General features: G+C 71.1%; 13 protein-coding genes. 6 read left to right on the forward strand and 7 right to left on the reverse strand.

The window, feature by feature from the left end:
- Positions 1-33 precede the first annotated feature (33 nt).
- Together PXH83_RS05345 and PXH83_RS05350 are read right to left on the reverse strand one after the other, a co-directional pair.
- Positions 34-645 (reverse strand): TetR/AcrR family transcriptional regulator, encoded by a 612-nt coding sequence (locus PXH83_RS05345; RefSeq protein WP_274557248.1) that lies wholly within the window; start codon positions 643-645, stop codon positions 34-36.
- Positions 646-667: 22 nt separating this feature from the next.
- Complete coding sequence (locus tag PXH83_RS05350; RefSeq protein WP_274557251.1) at positions 668-1,450, reverse strand: SDR family oxidoreductase; 783 nt, start codon at positions 1,448-1,450, stop codon at positions 668-670.
- Between the two features lie 89 nt (positions 1,451-1,539).
- On the opposite strand from PXH83_RS05350, the gene PXH83_RS05355 reads away from it, so the two are divergent.
- From PXH83_RS05355 to PXH83_RS05370, 4 genes are all read left to right on the forward strand, one after another.
- Positions 1,540-2,685, forward strand: a complete 1,146-nt coding sequence (locus PXH83_RS05355) for an acyl-CoA dehydrogenase family protein (protein WP_274557253.1) — start codon at positions 1,540-1,542, stop codon at positions 2,683-2,685.
- Entirely contained in the window at positions 2,685-3,671 is a 987-nt protein-coding gene (locus PXH83_RS05360) for an acyl-CoA dehydrogenase family protein (protein WP_274557255.1), read from the forward strand. Before PXH83_RS05355 ends, PXH83_RS05360 begins: the two co-directional genes overlap by 1 nt.
- A 356-nt stretch (positions 3,672-4,027) precedes the next feature.
- Positions 4,028-4,408 (forward strand): VOC family protein, encoded by a 381-nt coding sequence (locus tag PXH83_RS05365; RefSeq protein WP_274557257.1) that lies wholly within the window; start codon positions 4,028-4,030, stop codon positions 4,406-4,408.
- Positions 4,409-4,516: 108 nt separating this feature from the next.
- Positions 4,517-6,019 carry an FAD-dependent oxidoreductase gene (locus PXH83_RS05370; protein WP_274557260.1) on the forward strand — a complete coding sequence of 501 codons (1,503 nt, stop codon included), beginning with the start codon at positions 4,517-4,519 and terminating at the stop codon, positions 6,017-6,019.
- A 91-nt stretch (positions 6,020-6,110) separates the two neighbouring features.
- Here PXH83_RS05370 and PXH83_RS05375 read toward each other — a convergent pair whose 3' ends face one another.
- Positions 6,111-6,668, reverse strand: a complete 558-nt coding sequence (locus tag PXH83_RS05375; RefSeq protein ID WP_274557262.1) for a HutD/Ves family protein — start codon at positions 6,666-6,668, stop codon at positions 6,111-6,113.
- On the reverse strand, positions 6,665-7,381 hold the full coding sequence (locus PXH83_RS05380) for a vWA domain-containing protein (protein ID WP_274557264.1): 717 nt from the start codon (positions 7,379-7,381) through the stop codon (positions 6,665-6,667). The genes PXH83_RS05375 and PXH83_RS05380 overlap by 4 nt, the downstream gene beginning before the upstream one ends.
- Before the next feature lie 185 nt (positions 7,382-7,566).
- Here PXH83_RS05380 and PXH83_RS05385 point away from each other — a divergent pair, with 185 nt between their 5' ends.
- Complete coding sequence (locus PXH83_RS05385; protein ID WP_274557267.1) at positions 7,567-7,854, forward strand: SDR family NAD(P)-dependent oxidoreductase; 288 nt, start codon at positions 7,567-7,569, stop codon at positions 7,852-7,854.
- A 30-nt stretch (positions 7,855-7,884) separates the two neighbouring features.
- On the opposite strand, the gene PXH83_RS05390 is transcribed toward PXH83_RS05385, so the two are convergent.
- A complete protein-coding gene (locus PXH83_RS05390) occupies positions 7,885-9,048 on the reverse strand; it encodes a hypothetical protein (RefSeq protein WP_274557268.1) in 1,164 nt (387 codons plus the stop codon).
- 4 nt (positions 9,049-9,052) lie between these two features.
- Complete coding sequence (locus PXH83_RS05395; RefSeq protein ID WP_274557271.1) at positions 9,053-9,277, reverse strand: hypothetical protein; 225 nt, start codon at positions 9,275-9,277, stop codon at positions 9,053-9,055.
- A 165-nt stretch (positions 9,278-9,442) separates the two neighbouring features.
- Here PXH83_RS05395 and PXH83_RS05400 point away from each other — a divergent pair, with 165 nt between their 5' ends.
- A complete protein-coding gene (locus PXH83_RS05400) occupies positions 9,443-10,936 on the forward strand; it encodes an MFS transporter (protein ID WP_274557272.1) in 1,494 nt (497 codons plus the stop codon).
- Between the two features lie 11 nt (positions 10,937-10,947).
- Here the strand turns inward: PXH83_RS05400 and PXH83_RS05405 are convergent, their stop codons facing one another.
- Positions 10,948-16,902, reverse strand: coding sequence for a WD40 domain-containing protein (locus PXH83_RS05405; RefSeq protein ID WP_274557275.1), 5,955 nt, complete (start codon positions 16,900-16,902; stop codon positions 10,948-10,950).

The raw sequence follows: 16,902 nt of genomic DNA on the forward strand, positions 1-16,902 counted from the left end.
TGCTGCTCCTTGTACGTCCTTATAGGGATGGGGTTACGTACGTACGGCGATGCCGTCCAGGACCATCGACAGGTACTGGCGGGCGATTTCCTCCGGGCTGTGCCGGCCGCCGGGCCGGTACCAGGACGCGGCGACCCAGACGGTGTCGCGGACGAAGCGGTACGTGAGCCTGACGTCGAGGTCGGCGCGGAAGACGTTGGCGGCGACGCCGCGTTCCAGCGTGCCGAGCCACGCCTTCTCGAACTTCTGCTGCGAGTCGCCGAGGTAGTGGAAACGAGGCTGTGAGGACAGGTGCCCGGACTCCTTCTGGTAGATCGCGACGGCGGCACGGTGCCGGTCGATCTCCCGGAAGGATTCGGTGACGAGCGCCTCGATGGTCTCCCTCGGCCCGAGCCCGGCGGCGAGCACGGTGTCGTAGCCGTCCCACAGCTCGGTCAGGAAGGTCGAGAGGATCTCGTCGAGCATCGATTCCTTGGAATCGAAGTGGTAGTAGAGGCTGCCCGCGAGCATCCCCGCCGCGTCCGCGATCTTGCGGACGGTGGTGGCGTTGTAGCCCTGTGCGGCGAATACCTCGGCGGCGGTGCCGAGGAGTTCGCGGCGGCGCTCGGGTGAGGCGGTCACCTGGTTCTTCTTCTTGTTAGGCACCTTGCCATTGTCCGCCCAGGCACTAGGCACGCTGGCTGCTGATCGAGACGGTTTCGCCGGTCATGTACGAGGAGTAGTCGCTGGCGAGGAAGACGATGACGTTGGCGACCTCCCACGGCTCGGCGTACCGCCCGAAGGCCTCCTTGGCGGTGAGCTCGTCCAGGAGTCCGGCAGAGGTCACCTTCGCGAGGTGCGGGTGCATGGCGAGGCTGGGGGCGACGGCGTTGATCCGTACGCCGTACTGCGCCGCCTCGACCGCCGCGCACCGGGTGAGCGCCATGACGCCGGCCTTGGCGGCGGCGTAGTGCGCCTGACCGGCCTGTGCGCGCCAGCCGACGACTGAGGCGTTGTTGACGATCAGCCCGCCCCCGGCCGCCGCCTTCATGGAGCGCAGGGCCGCCCTTGTGCAGCGGAAGGTGCCGTTCAGGGTCACGTCCAGGACTTTCGACCACTGCTCGTCGGTCATGTCGACCAGCTCCGCCGTGCCGCCGAGTCCGGCGTTGTTGACGACGATGTCCAGGCCGCCGTGGGTGTCCTCCGTGAGCGAGAACAGGGCCTGGACCTGCGCTTCGTCGGTGACGTCGCAGGGCAGCGAGGCGACACGGTCGGCGCCGAATTCGTCGGCCAGGGACGCCGCGCTCTCCTTGAGGCGGCGGGCGTGCGCGTCGCTGATGACGACGGACGCGCCTTCTTCGAGGAATTTACGGGCGGTGGCTCCGCCTATCCCGGCGCCGGCCGCTGCCGTGATGACGGCGCTGCGGCCGGTGAGCAGGCCGTGGCCTGGCACGTAGTGGGGAGCGTTCACGCCCGTACCTCCTTCGGAGACGGGATGTACGTTAACCTACCAAACACTTGTTAGGGAAGGATGGATGCCATGAAGAAGGCGAGCCCGTAATGGACTTGGACCACACCGCCGAAGAGGACGTCTTCCGGGCAGAGGCGAGGGCCTGGCTCGCCGCGCATGTGCCCGCCGCTCCGCTTCCCTCCCTGGAGACCGAGGAGGGTTTCGCGGCGCACAAGGAGTGGGAGGCGCGGCTGCACAGCGACCGGTGGTCGGTCGTCTCCTGGCCCAAGGAGTACGGCGGGCGGGGCGCCGACATCTTCAAGTGGCTGATCTTCGAGGAGGAGTACTACGCCGCCGGGGCGCCCGGCCGAGTGAGCCAGAACGGCATCAACCTCCTAGCGCCCACTCTCTTCGACCACGCGACGGACGAGCAGCGCGCCCGCGTGCTGCCGTCGATGGCCAGCGGTGAGGTCGTCTGGGCGCAGGCCTGGTCCGAACCCGAAGCGGGCTCGGACCTCGCCTCGCTGCGCTCCACGGCCGTGCGCACGGAGGGCGGCTGGCTGCTGTCCGGCCAGAAGACGTGGTCCTCGCGGGCCTCCTTCGCCGACCGCGCGTTCGGGATCTTCCGTACCGAGCAGGGGACGGCGAAGCCGCATCAGGGCCTGACGTATCTGATGTTCGACCTGTCGGCGCACGGCGTGACGGTACGGCCCATCGGGCGTCTCGACGGGAAGCCGGCCTTCGCCGAGCTCTTCCTCGACCGGGTCTTCGTCCCGGACGCGGATGTCATCGGGGAGCCCGGGGCAGGCTGGAAGGTCGCCATGTCGACAGCGGGCAACGAGCGCGGGCTGACCCTCCGCTCCCCCGGCCGCTTCCTCGCCGCCGCCGGCCGACTGACGGACTTGTGGCGTGCCCGTGCAGACCCCGGCGACACGGCGCTGCGCGACCGGGTTGCGGACGCGGTGATCGGGGCGCGCGCGTACCGGCTCTTCACGTACGGCAATGCCTCGCGCTTCGCCGCGGGGGCGAGCATCGGCGCCGAGTCCAGCCTCAACAAGGTCTTCTGGTCCGACTACGACATCGCCCTGCACGAGACGGCGCTCGACCTGCTGGGCGCGGACGCGGAACTGGCGCAGAGCGAGTGGGCGGAGGGCTACGTCTTCTCGCTCGCCGGGCCCATCTACGCGGGCACCAACGAAATCCAGCGCGACATCATCGCCGAGCGGCTGCTCGGCCTGCCGAAGGGACGCCGCTGATGCGCTTCCTCCTCGACGACGAGCAGCGGGACTTCGCGCGCTCCCTCGACGCGATGCTGACGGCGGCGGACACTCCGTCGGTGGTACGGGCGTGGGCGGCCGGGGACCACGGGCCCGGGCGGGAGCTGTGGTCGAAGCTGGCGGATGCGGGGGTCTTCGCGCTGGCGGTTCCGGAGGCGTACGAGGGCGTGGGCCCGGGCGGGCCGTTGCCGGTGGAACTGGCCGTTGCCTTCGTGGAGTTGGGGCGGCACGCGGTGCCGGGCCCGGTGGTCGAGACGGTAGCTGCTGCGGTGCTGCTGGCGGGGGCGCCACCGCTCGCCAAGGAGTGGCTGCCGCGGATCGCCGCGGGTGAGGCTCTGGTATCGATGGCGGACGCCACGCAGGCGCGTGCGCCCTACGCGCTGGACGCGGACGCCGCTGATGGGGTGCTGGTGCTGCTGCCGACTGCGTCCCCTTGTGCGTTGCGACTGGCGCCGCCCGGGCACGGCCCTCTGCACCCCTCTGCCGATCCGGCGCGGCGCCTGTTCCGGCCGCTGGACGGTGGGGAGGAGGTGACCGTCGCAGCGGGGGCGGTGGGAGCGGCGCGCGACTGGGCGGCGTTCCTCACGGCTGCGCAGGCGCTCGGGACCGGGGAGGCACTGCTGGCGCAGACGGTGGCGTACGTCAAGCAGCGCACGCAGTTCGGTGCGGCGATCGGTTCCTTCCAGGCGGTCAAGCACCGGCTGGCAGACACCCTGACCGGCCTCGAATTCGCCCGCCCGCTGCTGTACGGGGCTGCGCTCTCGATGGCTCCAGGCGACATCGCGGCGGCAAAGGTGACGGCGGGCGAGGCGGCGTACGCGGCCGCCCGTACGGCGCTTCAACTGCACGGCGCGGTGGGCTACACGGAGGAGCTGGACCTGTCGCTGTGGCTACGGAAGGCGCGGCCGCTGCGGGATGCGTGGGGGAGGCCGTCGGAGTGCCGGGCGAGGGTGCTGGCTGCGTAGCGCGGGGCGCGTGATGGGTGCGGTGCGGGTGCGGGTTGCCTGCGGCGCGTTCCCCTACCCTTCCCCAAGCTCTCAACTTCTTTCGAGCAGGGGAGACCCCATTCTTCCCGGCTGTGACATTTGCGGCTGCCGCCGCGTGGGAGGGGCAAGCCCCCAGCCCCCGGGCACTTTCAGCCTCTGGGGGTCCCCCCGGACGAAGTCTGGGGGAGTTTGAGGAGCGGGGTCTGGGGCGGAGCCCCTCACGCGGCGGCAGCCGCAAAATGTCACAGCGGGGAAGGGGCGGGGTGGGGAAAAGCGCCGCAGGCCCCAGCACCGTCACAACCTCCGCACCGCGAAACGCGGATAAGGTCCCGCGCATGATCGCTGAATTGCAGTGCGTGGTGCTGGACTGCGAAGACCCGCTCCGCCTCGCCGACTTCTACGAGTCGCTTCTCGGCGGCACGGTCAATCAACCGGACCGCCGCTGGGGCGTAGACGACAACTGGTCCACGCTTCACACCCCCGCCGGCCTCGTGCTCGCCTTCCAGCGCGTGACCGACTACCGCCCGCCCAACTGGCCGGACCCGGCCGGCCCGCAGCAGTTCCATCTGGACTTCGGCGTTCCGGACCTCGACTCGGCCCACGCCCAGGTGATGCGGCTGGGCGCGAGGCTGCTGCTCGACGACGGTGACGGCGCCCGCAGTTGGCGGATCTACGCGGACCTCGCGGGCCATCCCTTCTGTCTCGTACGCCACTGAGCAGCGACACCAACACTCGTAGGCCAACACCTGTTGACAACACCGAGCCGCAGGCTTTACATTTGCCTACACGCGTTGACCAACAGTCGTTGGCACCAGGAGGTCGCCATGAACGGCAAGACCGGTACCACTCAGCACACCGCCACCGTCATCGTCGTCGGATCCGGTCCCACCGGGCTGCTGCTCGCCGGTGATCTCGCCGCCGCAGGCGTCTCCGTCACCGTGGTCGAGAAGCGCCCGCAGGGCATCAGCAACCTGACCCGCGCCTTCGGCGTGCACGCCCGCACTCTGGAGCAGCTCGACGCCCGGGGGCTCGCCGACGAGCTGATCGACACCGGTCAGAAGATCACCAGGGTCCGGCTGTTCGCCGCGCTCTCGCTGGACATCTCCCACATGCCGTCGCGCTTTCCGTTCGTACTGATCACTCCTCAGTACGAGGTGGAGAAGCTGCTGTTGCAGCGTGCCGAGAAGAACGGCGTCCGTTTCGTGTACGGAACGGAGGTCACCGGTGTCACGCAGGACGACGAAGGGGTCACCCTGAAGGTGCGCCACGAGGACGGCACCGGTGACACCTTGCGCGCCGCCTACCTGGTCGGCGCCGACGGCGTGCGCAGCACGGTGCGCAAGGCCCTGGGGTTGCCGTTCCCCGGGCAGTCCGTCATCAAGTCGATCGTCCTGGCCGATGTGAAGCTGACCCAGGAACCGGAGCGCACAGTCGCGGTCAACGGCGTGGGGAACGCCTTCGGCTTCATCATCCCGTTCGGGGACGGCTACTGGCGCGTCGGCGGCTGGGACCGCACCCGCGCCGAGGTGGCCGACAGCGAGCCCGTCGAGCTGGAGGAGCTGCGCGAGATCGCCGAGCGTGCCTTCGGCTCCGACTTCGGTATGCACGACGCCCGTTGGATGTCCCGCTTCCACAGCGACGAGCGCCAGGTGCCCGACTACCGGGTCGGCCGTGTACTGCTCGCGGGCGACGCCGCGCACACCCACTCCCCGGCCGGCGGCCAGGGCATGAACACCGGACTCCAGGACGCAGCCAACCTGAGCTGGAAGCTGGCAGCGGTCGTCAACGGGCAGGCCGAGCAAGGCCTTTTGGACACGTACAACGCGGAGCGGCATCCGGTCGGGCGGGCCGTCCTACGCAGCAGTGGCGCGATCATCCGGCTCTCCATGGCGCACAACGTGGCGCAGCGGGGTCTGCGCGCCGTGCTGGCGTTCGCCGCCGGGCATCTGCGGCCCGTGACCCGTAAGGCCATCGGCCAGATCACCGGAATCGGCTACGCCTACGGGGCGCCGCGCGGTTCCCACCCCCTGACCGGCAAGCGCGTGCCCGATGTCGAACTGGAGGACGGGCGGCTGTACGAGGCGCTGCGCGCGGGCAAGTTCGTACTCATCACGCCGCGCGGCACGTCGGTAGACCACGATGAGGACCGCCTCACGGTGGCCGAGTGGGCGAGTGACCGCCGTACGACCCTCCTCGTGCGCCCCGACGGTTACGCGGCCTGGGCTTCGGAGTCCTCGGGTGACGGGCCCGTATCCGCGAGGATCGCGGCCGGCCGGATGCAGGTCTCCTGGCGGGCCGCGATGCGCTCGCCGATACCGCGCAGCTGATCACGCGGGTGGCCGCTCATGCCCACCTCATCCGTGCAACACCTGGAGGGGAACTATGCTGCGCTCGAAGTCACCCTTACCGACGGGGAGTTCACGCGCCTGTCTCAAGCAGTGTGACGACCGCCGTCTGTCCCTCGGCGAGCAGAGCGACGGGCGACCGGACCACCGCCGCGTCGTACCGGCCGAGGGTTACGCCGTCGAAAGACGCGGTTCCGTCCAGGGCGACGATCACCACAGTTCCGCCGGGCGGGACCGTGACGGCCGACTCGCCCCGTACGACGGCGACGGTGGCGAACGTACGGTCCCTGCGGTACATGACGTTGAAGTTCACGACGCGACCGCCGAGCAGCCGGCAGTTCGTGGCGACATCCCCGGGGAAGTGCTGGGGGACGCAGCACGTGTCGACGAGCCGCCGCTCGCCGCCCACCGTGAGGTCCATCCCGGCGCCCTCGGCCATCGTCAGGATCCGGTCCACCCCGGGAAAAGCGGAGAACGGCCCGTCCGCCGCGACCTCCGCGAGGCTGATGCGCCACGCGAAGTCGGCCATCCCCGCGTCCTGTGGCCAGGCTGCGATCTCCCGGGTGATCCCGCCACCGTTCTTCCACGGCACGGCCTCCCGCGAGGCCGCCCGCAGTACGCGGACACTCATCGCGCGATGCCCTGTGCCCGCGCGGCCGCCAGCCAGGACGGGAACTCCCGGACGAGCCGGTCGTACAGTTCGGCGTCCGGGACCTGCCGCGGATCGGGGCCGGCATGGAAGTAGCCGGCGTTGTCTACGGGGCGCTTGGCGGGTACGGCGAGTTCGTCGAGCTTGCGCAGGAAGTTGAACTGCGAGCTGCGGGTGTTGCCGAAGCCGACGAACTGCCAGAACAGCGGCAGCTTGGCGGCCTTGCAGATGTACCGCTCCGCCGCCAGCTTGCTGCTGGGGCCGCCGTCGGTCTGGAAAACGACGAGTGCGGGGTGCTGCGAACCACTGTCGAGGTAGTGGTCGATGACCGCATCCATGGCGAGGTGATAGCTGGTCTTGCCCATGTGCCCGAGTCCGGCGACGATCCTGTCGATCCGGCCCGGGTGGTTCTCCAGCGCGATGTCGGCGACGGCGTCGACGTCCGTGGAGAAGAAGACGACGGGGACGGACCCGTCGTCGTCAAGATGCGCGGAGAGCCCGAGCACCTGGTCGGCGAGGGCCTGGACGCTGCCGTCCTTGTAGTAGTCGCGCATGGATCCGGAGTAGTCGAGCACCAGATAGACCGCGGCACGCTGCCCGTTCAGCCCGTGCTTGCTCAGCGAGACACCGGCGCTCTTGTAGAGGCTGACGAGTGCCGGAGCGGTCTCCTCCACCTTGCGGAGGTCGATGGGCATGGGGACTCCTGGTCGGGTGCGTACGCCGTCGGGCTGCCGAGGTTACGTGATCAGGCGCACGGGGCTACGGCTACCGGGGGTAGAGCTCGCGCACCAGTGGGCACGGTCAACCCAACAGGCGTGCGGGGGCAACGTCGCCAGCCGGGCGGGACGGTCGTCCCGCACTTCAGGGCTCTGGAGGCCGGGTGAAAATTTCGCTGGACGGCAAGGTCGTCGTCATCACTGGCGCGGGGCGCGGCCAGGGCGCGGCTGAAGCCCGGCTCTTCGCCGAGGCGGGCGCGTGCGTCGTGGTCACGGACGTACGGGTGGAGGAGGGCCGGGCGGTCGCCGGATCCCTGGGCTCGCAAGGGCTGTTCGTTCGTCATGACGTCTCGGCGCAGGAGAGCTGGACGGAGACGGTCGCGGTCGCCCTCGCCGCGTACGGCCGGATCGACGCGCTGGTCAACAACGCCGCGCTCTGGCGCACGGCATAGGTCGAGTCGGACAGGCTGAGGGTGTCCGGCCTACTCGGCCTGCACCTGGAAAGCCGGCAGCTCGAAGATTCGCTGTTTGCCCTCGTCGTCCATCAGCTCCACCAGCGGCAGCACCAGCCCCCACAGGTCGCGCTTGTCCACCTCCCGTGCCAGCGCGTCCAGTTCGCCCTCCCCCAGCCCGGCCGCCGCGTCCGCGACCGTCTTGCGGGAGTCCGTCGGCAGCACCTCCACCAGCGGCAGGAACTCCGCCCAGAGCCCGGTCGCCACCACCGCGCGTACGACCCCTTCGAGCACTCCCGCCGAGCGCAGTGACGGCAGCCCGGCGACCGCCCGGCGCTCCTCGTCGCCGAGCAGCGCCACCAGCGGCAGCAGCGACTCCCACAGGTCCTGCTCCGCCACGACCCGTACGAGCGCGTCGAGCCGTTCCTGGGGCTGCGCCGCCGCGAGGGAGGCGATACGGGCGCGCTGCTCGTCCGGGACCATCCCGGCGATGGCCAGCGCCTCGGGCCACAGGCCGTCGGCCGCCGCTCCGACAACCGAGGCGAGCCGGTCTTCGCCCATCAACTCGATGACCTGACCGAGCCGTTCGGGCATGTCGATGGCGAAGCCGGTGCGCAGCACCACGTCGTCGGCGATCTGCGGGATGATCCGTTCCAGTGCGGAGTCGCGCAGGTGCCCGACGAACCGCCCCATCGTCAGATGGTCGCCGCGTTCCGCAAGCGCGACGGCGATCCGTACGAGCAGATTCTCGTCGAGCCGGTCGACGATCCCCGCGATCCTCCGGGGATCGAGGTGGGCGCAGGACTCGGCGGTGAACGAAACCGGCAGCTTCTCGATGATGTCGGCGGCCCGCGCCGGTTCCAGCTTGCCCGCGACCGCGGCGGCGAGGCGCGGCCCCAGCGCCTTCTGGGAGATCGCCGCGGCCACCCCGGCCGGGACCAGCTTGGTGGCCTTGGCGATCCGGTCGAGCATCTCGGGCGTGCCGTCGAAGAGCGCGGCGGCGGCCTGTTCGCGCAGGCGGCGTACGTCTTCGGCGGGCAAGGTGCGCAGGAAGGCGAGGCGCTCGCGGGCCCCGGAGTTCTCGGGGGACCCGGGGGCACCGGGGGCGACGGGCTCGTCGGGGTCCGCGCCCAGCAATGCGGCGATCTTCTCGGTCTCGGCCCTGTTGCGGAGCTTGTCCATGTCGGGGATCACCGGCTCACTTGAAGAGGATGCGGCGTACGGGACCACGGGCGAGGGCGGGGACCAGTTTGAGGGCCTCCTCCGCCGCGTCGCCGAGCCCGGACGCCCGGCGCTCGCGTTCGCGGCGCACTGCGTCGGCGAGGAGAGTGAGTTGTCCGTCCTCCAGGCGGCCGATGCTCGGCGGCGGCTGTGCGCCGCCCAGTTCCTTACTCAGTCGCGTCAGCGCTTCGGTACTGCTCATGCTCACGGCCCTTCCGATGACGGTGGATGTTCCTACGCCGGTCCCGCCCCTGCCCCCCTGTCCCTGCTCTTGTCCCCGCTCCTGTCCTGACCCTGAAGCCGAATTGACTTTTAGTCAATAGCTGGCGCTTGACCTCAACTCCGCTTGAGGTAAGAGGCTTTGGCCATGAAGCCGATACGCGTCCCCCGCCCCCTTGTGACCCTGCTGATCGTCCTGCTCGGCTACCTCACTCTCCCCATGGCGATGTCCGGCACGACGATCGCCCTCCCGGAGATCGGCCGGGACCTCAATGCCTCCGGTGCGTCCCTCCAGTGGGTGGTCACCGGCTACTTCCTCACCGCCTCCGCCTTCATGCTCGTCGCGGGCTCGCTCGGCGACCTGTTCGGGCGGCGGAAGGTGTACGCGACCGGAGCCGCCGTATACACGGCCGGCACCCTCGTCGCCTCCACCGCCCAGAGCATCCTGGTCCTGGACGCCGCACGCACCCTCGCCGGTCTGGGCGCAGCGGGCGTGATGGCGGGCGGTGGCGCGATCCTCGCGTCGGCCTTCGAAGGAGCCGCCCGTACCAGGGTGTTCGCCACGGTCGGTACTGTCGCGGGCATCGGCATCGCGGCCGGACCGACGGTCTCCGGCGCAGTCGTCGGGGCCTTCGGCTGGCGGACCACGTTCCTCCTCTTCGGGGTCGCCGGAATCGTCATCCTGTCCGCGACCCTCTTCATGACCGAGTCCAGGGCGGCGGCCCGGCCCAGGGTCGACGTACCCGGCGCGGTCACCTTCATCGCCGGTCTCGCGATGGTCATGTTCGCCATCGCCCAGGGCGGTCGGGCGGGCTGGAGCAGCGCCCGCGTCCTTGTCCCGCTGGCCGCCGGCTTCGCGCTGCTCGCCCTGTTCGTGGCGATCGAGCGGCGCAGCGACCACCCGATGCTGGACCTGGCCCTGGTGCGCAACCGGCGCTTCATGGGCTGGATCGTCGGTGCGACGGCCATCGCGATCGGCTCTTCCGGCGTCATGGTCTTCTTCCCCACCTACCTCCAGGGAGCGAACAGCCTCTCCGCCGGTGACGCGGGTCTGGTCATGCTGATGCTGACCGCCCCCGTCTTCGTCGTCCCCCAGATCGGCGGCCGCCTGGTCACCCGGGGCCTCCCGGCCCGCCACATCGTCGCCGCGGCCCTGCTGCTGTCGGCCGCGGGCAACGCCTGGCTTGCCCTCACCCTGCACCCGGGCACCGGCGCCGCGGGTCTCTCCGTACCGCTGATCCTGATCGGCACGGCGAGCGGCCTGACCCTCGGGCTTGTCGACGCCCAGGCCATGAGCATGGTCGACCAGGAGCACGTGGGCATGGCTTCCGGCCTGCTGAACACGATCCGGGCCGGGTCCAACTCCCTGATGCTCGCCGTCTTCGGCGCCGCCCTGATCACCCTGATCCAGTCCCGTGTGGGCGACGCCGCCGTCGCGGCGGACGTGGCGGCGGGCAACCTGGCCGGCCCCCGGCATGCCGAGCTGGCCGGGCAGTTCACGTACGCCTGGCAGTTCGCTCTGACGGTCGCGGCGGTGGCGATGACGGCGGCGGCGGTCCTGGTCCACCGCATGCTGACCCCGCCGAAGGAGCGGCGTACGGACCGGATCGAGCCACAGCGCACGGTCCCGGAGCCCGTCTGACGCGAGACGCCCTACAGCTCCTCCCCCAGCGGCAGCCGGTGAACCCCCGGAAGGTACTCGTCGAGCTCGCCCGGCACGAACCGCGACATCCCCACGACATGCCAGAACTCACCGGCCACATCGCCCTCGTACTTGTAGCCGCCGGCCGGCGTCAGGGCCGCCCACCCGCCCGGTACGCCGATCAGCGTCGCCCGCAGCGAGGGCTGCCCGTCCGCCGGGAAGTTCCAGAGCCGCACGGTGCCGTCCTCGCTGCCGCTGGCCAGGGCCGTACCGTCCGGGCTGAAGGCGACGGACAGGATCCGGCCCGCGTGACCGGTCAGTTCGGTGATGTGCTCGCCGGTGTCGGCGTTCCACAGCCCGATCGTGCGGTCGTCCCCGGCCGCCGCCAGCAGCGGAAGGCTCGGATGGGCGGCGACCGTCCACAGCCTGCCGCCGCGCCCGCGCAGTCGCAGGCTCGGCTCGTTGTCCCGCCAGACGATGGCCGTACCGTCCCAGCTCGCACTGGCCAGCCACTGGCTCCCCGGTCCGAAGGCCACCCCGTACACCCGGTCGTCATGTGCGACGAGTTCCGCGACGAGGCCGCCGGAGCGGGCGTCCCACAGCCGTACGCGGCTGTCGTCGCAGCCGGTCGCGAGGACATCGCTGTCGGACCTGAAGGCGATGGAGCGGACCCTGCCGCGGTGCTGGTCCAGGTTGGCCACCTGCGCGCCCGTGGTGCGGTACCAGAGGCGGACGGTGTCGTCGTCGTTGGCCGTGGCGAGCAGTTGGCCGTCGCCGCTGAACGCCTCGGCCCAGATGTGCTCGGTCTCGATGTCGAGCTCTCTCAGGTACTGGCCGCCGGCCGGGTTCCAGAGGTAGATGTCACCGTCGTTGCTGGCGGTCCCGAGGACCGGTTCGACCGGGCTGAACGCCACGGAGACGAGCCGGTCGCCCCGTCCGGTCAGCTCCTCGGTACGCCGCCCGGTGCGCGTCTCCCACAGCCGTACGACACCGTCGTTGCCGCAGGTGGCCAGGTGGGCGCCGTCGGCGCTGAAGGACAGGTCGCTGATCCGGCGTCCGTGGCCGCGCAGGATGCGCTTGCCCTGGCCGGTGGCCGCCTCCCAGACCTGCGCGCCTCCGTCGTTCCCGACGGTGAGCAGCTGGCTGTCCTGCGGCCGGAAGGCCAGGGCCCATGCGGAGCCCCGGTGTTCGGCGGGCTGCTGGCCGTGGAGGGTGACCGTGTGTCCGTGCCGCTGGGTGGTGACGTTCCACAGCCGGACCGTGCCGTCGCTGTCGCAGGCCGCGAGGAGCTTGCCGCCGTGCCCGAAGAGCACGTGGTAAACGGCTCCTGTGCACCGCTCCAGGATCCCGGCCTGTGTGCCGACCACCGGGTCCCACAGCCGTACTTGTCCGTCGGTGTCGCCGCTGGCCAGGAGGTTGCCGTCGGGGTGGAAGTCAAGGGCGTACACGCGTCCGGTGTGGCCGGTGAACTCGTGCAGCAGCCGCGGCCCGCCCGCCCCGTCCGCCCTGTCCGCCCTGTCCGTCCCGTCCGCCGTCCAGATCCGTACGGCTCCGCCCTGCCCCTCCGCGCCCTGGTCGGCGGTGGCGAAGACGGTGCCGTCCGGGCTGAACCTGACGCGGTAGACGGCCCCTTGATGGCCGCCGAGTTCCCCTGTGCAGTGCCCGGTACGGATGTCCCACAGCCGTACGTCGGCAGCCGCGTCGCCGGTGATCAGGGTGCGGCCGTCCGGGCTGAAGACCGCGGTGTAGACGGGGGCTGTGTGGCCGGGAAGTCGGTGTACGGGTTCCCCCGTGGCCACGTCCCAGATCGTGACCAGGCCTTCGCCGTCCCCGGTGGCGAGCAGCGTGCCGTCGCCGTCGAGCGCGACCGGCCACACCCCGTCGGGGTGGACCTCCAGCCGGTGCCGGCACTCACCGGACACCGGGTCCCACAGCCGTACGGTGCCGTCGGAGCCTCCGGTGGCGATGACGTCGGCGCCGAACTTGACGGCGTACACCCGCCCTTGGTGGCCCTGGAGGGTGCGCAGCGCCCTGCCCGTGTCCGCGGCGCAGATCAGGATGCCGCCGTCCTCGCTCCCGACCGCGAGGAGCTCCCCCTCGGGGCTGTACGCGATAGGTTCGGGGAGTCTGCTGGTGCGCATGTCGAAGCCGTACGGAACGCCGACGGACGAGGGCCGGAATCCCGCGTCCACCGCCATGCCGGGTGCGATGGCGGCGGTGCGCAGCTCGGGGGCCGACCGCACGGACGCGTCCGTGAGCGAGTCGATGAGGGCGGCCCGGTGCCAGCGGCTGCCGGTGAGCCGCGCACCGCGCAGATCGGCCCGGGTCAGGCGGGCTCTGCGCAGGTCGGCTCCGGTGAAGTCGGCCCGGCCGAGGTCCGCGCGGTCGAGGCGGGCGCCGACGAGACGGGCGTTCCTGAGGACGGCGCCGGAGAGATTCGCGCCGATGAGCCGGGTGTCGGTCAGGTCGGCGCCGGTGAGGTCGACGCCGGAGAAGTCGCGGTAGGAGAGGTCCTCCCCGGCCAGCCGGGCTCCCCGCAGATCCACATTGGCGGGCACGCGCAGCCGGTCGCTGATCCGTACGGCGTTGGCGCGCGCCGCGTCGTTCGCACCGCGAGCGGAGGGGCCGGAAGACCCGCCGGACCAGCCGGACCCACCGGACCCGTCGGACCCAGCAGGCCCCCCGGACCCCCCGGACCCGTCGGACCCGGAAGGTCCTGACGAGTCGAGAACGTCCTGGACCCAGCGGACGCACAGTTCGTGGTCGGCGAGGTCGCAGAAGAACTCCACCGCGAGCTGGCTCAGCGGGCGCGCGCAGAGCAGTCCGTACCGCCCGCCGGCGAGCTGGCGGGCGGCTTCCTTCGCGACCAGCCACTCCACGACGGAGCCGTGGATGAACTGGAAGAGACCGTCGTCGCTGCGCACCAGCAGGCTGCCGGCGCCGACCGCCTGCGCCGACTCCTGGGTGGACAGCGGGCTTTCGGCGAGTTCGCTGAGGGTGGTGGCCACCGTGTCGGTGAGCTCGTCGAGCCGCAGCGCACTGCGGCCGCTCTCCCACAGCCGCTGGGCCAGCGCGGTCACCGACGACCAGAGCTCGGCGAGGGTGAGGCCGGGCGGTGCGCCGGGTCCGCCCTGGCCACGGCGCTCCTCGTGGGCGAGCCAGGAGGCGAACACGTCCTCGTAGAGCCGGGCAGGGCTCAGGGCCCGTCCCGCACCGGCGACCGCCCGCAGCTGGTCCTGGCTCAGGTCGGCGACGAAGGAGAGCAGCCGGGGATTGCGGCACAGCGTGAGCAGGTCGGGGATGTTCCGCAGGAGCTGGTAGCGCTCGTCGGCCGCACTCTCGTCGCCGTAACTGTTGACCAGATACGACCGGACCTGCGCGGGAGTGAACCCTTCGACGGACAGGATCCTGCGCTGCGGCAGCAGTCCGACGCGCTCGCCGAGAGCGGTGAGGATCTGCTCGTGGGACTTGAAGTGCTGGGTGCGGCTGCTCACCACGATCTTGGCGTTGTCGACGGACGCGTCGAGCAGCACCTGCAGATGGTCGGCCGCCCGGTCGTAACTGACCCGGTTGACCAGCTCGTCGAAGCCGTCGAAGAGCAGGACGACCCTGCCCTGGGCAAGCATGTAGCGCAGGGCGCGCAGGTCTATCGTGTCGACCTCGTGGCCCGCCAGGTGGGCGGCGACCAGGCCCTCCAGGCTGTGCGCGCGGTCGAGGGTGCTGAGCGGGATGAGCAGCGGCGTCAGATACGGCAGTTGTTCGGGGATACGGCGGGCCAGCTCGCGCAGGGCGAACGTCTTGCCGTGCCCGAAGTCGCCGAGCAGCAGGACGAAACGGCCGTGGTCGGCCTCCAGAAGCTCCAGCAGGTCCTCGACCAGGCCGTCGTGCTCTTCCCCGTCGGGGCGGTCGGCGTCGCGGTAGCGCTGGGGGAGATAGAGACCCGGCGCGTACTGGTCGCTGCCCTGCAGCCGCGCGGTCTGGGCGGACACATAGCCGCGCAGGTCGAGCAGGCCCTGGAACTCGATGAAGCTGCGCACCCTGATCCCGCGGCGCGCGGCGCGCTCGCGCAGTCCGCTCTGCGGGGCGGGCCCGTCGTACACCAGCTCGGCCTCGGATCCGGGGTCGGTGGCGTGGACGTGCGTGATGAAGCGGTCGAGTTCCTCTTCGGTGGGTGTGCCGGGGCGGACGGCGATGCGCTGCTGGCGCACCACGCCGTCCTCCCGCCAGGTGGCCATCAGCTGAACCATGTCATCGGGTGCACGCCGGGGAACGTCGCGAAGCCGGACGCCTTCCCTGCGGGCCTGGCAGACCTCCTTCACCCGCTCGACGAGCAGGTCCACGGGCTCGTCGACCGTGGCCCGTTCGTGCGTCGCGTCCGCGGAGGCGGAGGCTGCGCCGGGCCGGTCCGGTACGGGGAAGACGCGGCGGGTCCGGCTCCACGTACCGGGGAAGGTCTCCGGCCCCTTCGCGCCCCGGTCGCTCCACCGGGTGACACCGTCGGCGGTGACCTGGAGCAGCTCGAACCTGGCGGGCGCAGCCGCGCCGAACAACGGCAGGTCGCCGGTGGCGGTGGACAGCCGGGCGTGGGTCGGGTCGTCGGCGGTGCTGCGGGGCCCGCCGGCCGGGCCGTGCAGCAGCATGTGCAGCCGGGGGGCGGCGAGCCGCTCCAGCGTGTCGGCGTCCCGCAGCACCCCGGGTCCGCCGACGGCGTCGCCGGGGCGGCGGCGTTCGGTGAACGGGTGACGGACGATGCCGATCCGCAGCCAGCCCTCCTCCTCGTACGGCCGCAGCGCCTCCGCGAACCAGGCCGCCTGGTCGCGTCCGACGAAGCCGTACTGGTCCTCCAGGCGGTGGCTGTAGGCGACGGAGGAGTTGAATCCGGCGACCACCGTGCTCAGTTCGGGCACGGGAAAGAGGGTCCAGGGCTGATCGCTGTCGAAGACGGTGTCGAGGCCGTGGTAGAGGTCGCGGAAGAGCCGTGTGTAGTGGCGCCATTTGGGCCAGTACGGCGGCTGTGGCGCGACCTCGTCCGCCTCGCAGGTGCTGAAGTACGCGCGGCAGGCGGCCAGGCTCACATCCTGGGCGCCGGGCACGACCATGACGCGCTGCGGCGGAAGGTCGAGCTGGGACCGTACGGCGGTGAGGAAGCTGAGGGCCTGGTCGCACTCGCGCGGGCTGCCGGATGCGGTGAGGTCACCGGTCACCACCAGTAGGTCGGGGGTGGGCGCACCGGCGTTCCGCAGCTCGACGAGGTCCCCTCTGAGCTGCCGGCTCAGGGTGTCCGGCTCGCGTCCGCGCCCGAAGTCCGGCCCGGCCAGGTGCAGGACGGTCACCGCGTCCTTGGCGCTGCCGCCGGTGGAATCCGGCGGGTAGAGAGGCGCCCGTACGGGCCGTCGCCGTCCTGCCCAGCCGGCGCCGCCGATCCGGCTCGGCCCCTGCTGTACGGGAAAGGGCGTCTGCCCGGCGCCGCCGCGCGATCCCAGGGTGCTCCCGGGGTAGCCGGGCCGCCTGTCCGGGCGCGCATGCCCGTCCAGGGCCTGGCCGACCCGGGTGAGCAGCATGCCGCGGGCGGCGTCGTGGTCCGCTACGCCGACGAGGTCGACGTACGTGATCGTGGCGAGCAGTCCCTCGACGGGGATGTCGTCGACGCGGACCGTCAGCAGGCGCCGCTCGGGCGATTCGGGGGAGGCGCGCAGAGCGGCCTGCCACTCCATGCGTCCGTAGGTGGAGCGCTCATAATGGCGGCTGAGCACCGCGATGACGGCGGCCGATTCGCTCACTCCACGGTCCATGAAGTCAATGAAGTTTGTGCCAGGAACGAAGTCCCACGCCTGGACCACGGTGCGATATCCGGCCTCCTCCAGGGTCCAGGCAATCCACGACGCCCATTGCTCGTCGGCCGGCGAGTAGCTGATGAAGAAGTCCAACTCGCCTGCTTGACCGCTCAGTTCCCCGTCCGTCAACAT

This window comes from Streptomyces spiramyceticus, assembly GCF_028807635.1.
Classification (GTDB): Bacteria; Actinomycetota; Actinomycetes; order Streptomycetales; family Streptomycetaceae; genus Streptomyces; species Streptomyces spiramyceticus.